The organism is Pseudolactococcus yaeyamensis, from assembly GCF_054658615.1.
In genome coordinates this window covers 1-2,398 of sequence record NZ_BAAGGP010000160.1, presented here as the reverse complement: position 1 = coordinate 2,398, position 2,398 = coordinate 1, and the positions used below count along the sequence as shown (strand labels likewise).

At 39.3% G+C, this 2,398-nt stretch carries 3 protein-coding genes; all 3 read right to left on the bottom strand.

The window, feature by feature from the left end; translation table 11 throughout:
• The coding region (locus ACYQ21_RS15300) for a transposase family protein (RefSeq protein WP_460059525.1) at positions 1-169 on the bottom strand (169 nt) is incomplete at its 3' end.
• A gap of 66 nt (positions 170-235) precedes the next feature.
• Positions 236-376 carry a hypothetical protein gene (locus ACYQ21_RS15295; protein ID WP_460059523.1) on the bottom strand — a complete coding sequence of 47 codons (141 nt, stop codon included), beginning with the start codon at positions 374-376 and terminating at the stop codon, positions 236-238.
• 343 nt (positions 377-719) lie between these two features.
• Entirely contained in the window at positions 720-2,264 is a 1,545-nt protein-coding gene (gene purH / locus ACYQ21_RS15290) for a bifunctional phosphoribosylaminoimidazolecarboxamide formyltransferase/IMP cyclohydrolase (RefSeq protein ID WP_460059522.1), read from the bottom strand.
• Positions 2,265-2,398: the final 134 nt, after the last annotated feature.

Genomic DNA, 2,398 nt, shown 5'->3' with positions numbered 1-2,398 from the left:
TCAAACTATCCTCGAAAACTTTGCCAAACTCCTCAATCTCAACGAAGGTATTTGCCTCAACTAGTGTACCGAGCAGCACGAGTAACAAAATATCACTAAGTTTATGTTTTACTTTTATTGCTTGGCGTGGATCTGTGACGCTTTCTAAATACTCGTAGATTTCGTACATCATGAACTCCCTTAATAGCTTTTCTTTTACTTTAACATAAATAAAGATACTAGGGAATTATTTATTTCATGCGTTTGTCGTGGCTAAAATCCTCTCGGAAATTTCACGGATAATTAAAATAGATAGAACATCCGATAATGCAAGAAGGATACTTAAAATGGGCTGTTTTTCGTGAGTAGAACAAACGGCTTTACCATCAATCGCCATGATTTTGGAATTAATAACAACATTTTGACGGTTACTTCACCAAATTGTTGGAGAACGAAGACAGAAAGTACTCTAATTAGACTGGAAACCGTTGGAATTAAAAAGGTTTCTGGTATATCCATAAATATATCGTGCTATTTAACAAACCTGAAATTTCCGCGATTAAACTCGATATAATTGCTTTAATGGTATCATATAAAGTGTAATTTTTTCGTCATTAAAAGTATTATATATATCATCTGGAAAAGTGATTTCTATGAATAGAACCGACTCAAAAAAATAAGCTAGAAACGACACTACACTGTTTCTAACTTATTTTTTATTCTATCCTATTAAAATACGCTTAATGACGGAAATGACGTGCTCCCGTGAAGACCATGGCAATACCATGCTTGTCTGCGGCCTCAATGGCGTCTTGGTCACGGACTGACCCACCGGGTTGGATAATCGCTTTGATACCAGCTTTTGCAATTTCTTCAACATTATCTGCAAATGGGAAGAAGGCATCTGAAGCCAAGACTGCGCCTTCAAGACGTTTTGAGGCCTGTTCAATCGCAATCTTAACAGAGGCAACGCGGTTAGTTTGACCAGGTCCAACGCCTAATGTTTGGTGATTATTGGTGATGATGATGCCGTTAGATTTGACATATTTGACAGAGCGCCAAGCAAACTCAAGTGCCTCAACTTCTACTGCTGTAGGTTGACGTTTGGTCACAATTTCCCAACTGTCTTGTAATTCAACTGTCGTATCTTGGTCTTGAACAAGTAAACCGCCTAGAACACCAGTGACTTCTTTTTGACTTTCAGACACTTTTTGTTGCTCAAAATTCAAAGCTAGAATCCGCAAATTTTTCTTCTTGTTAGTCAAGATTGCTAAGGCTGACTCAGAATAGCTAGGTGCGATAATAATTTCAAGGAAAATCGGATGCATTTTTTCAGCAGTTGCAGCATCAACTTCACGATTTAGGACAACAATCCCACCAAAAATTGAAACTGGGTCAGCTTCATAAGCATAGTCCCAAGCTTTTTCAATCGTATCGGCAGTACCAATACCACAAGGGTTCATGTGTTTCAATGCGACAACAGTCGGTGATGTAAAATCACGAATAATACGAATCGCTGCATCGGCATCTCGGATATTATTAAATGAAAGTTCTTTACCGTTAAGTTGTTTAGCTTGTGAAATTGAATAGTCTGTCGGCAATGCTGATTCGTAAAAATCAGCATTTTGTTGTGGATTTTCGCCATAACGCATAGGCTGTTTAAGTTCATATGTCAGAGTGAGTTTCTCAGGCTTAATCTCATCCACTTGCGCTGTAAAATAGTCAGCAATTAAAGCATCATAAGCGGCTGTGTGACGGAAAACTTTTGCTGCTAATTTTTGACGCGTTTCATAAGTCGTATCACCATTTTCAGCAAACTCTGTCAGAACGACATCATAGTCTGTCGGGTCAACAACGACAGTCACGCTAGCATGGTTTTTCGCAGCTGAACGTAGCATTGATGGACCGCCGATATCGATGTTTTCAACTGCATCTGCATAGGTCACATCTGGTTTAAGAATCGTCTCTTTAAAGGGATAGAGGTTGACGACAACAAGGTCAATCGGCGAGATATCGTGATTTTTCATAGCTGAAACATGTGTGTCGAGATCACGGCGTGCCAAAAGCCCGCCATGAATTTTAGGGTGCAAGGTTTTCACGCGCCCATCCATCATTTCCGGGAAACCTGTTACATCATCAATGGCACTGGTTGCAACACCTGCAGCATCCAGTGCTGTTTTAGTACCACCTGTTGAAATAATTTCCCAACCTAGTTCACTTAGTCTTTCGGCAAATGCCACAATACCTGTTTTATCACTTACGCTGATTAATGCTCGTTTTGTCAATGTCTCACTCCTCGTATAATATATTCTAGTAGTGATTAACCACTACGATTTTTACCTAATTGATATTAATTTTCACTTGACTACTGAGCCGTTTCTCAGAGATAATAGTTCTGGAATGGACTCACGGATTTTGC

What these genes read in the sequence shown, in the direction of transcription:
- ACYQ21_RS15295 (WP_460059523.1), bottom strand. Translation starts at nt 376, where the DNA reads ATGGCGATTGATGGTAAAGCCGTTTGTTCTACTCACGAAAAACAGCCC.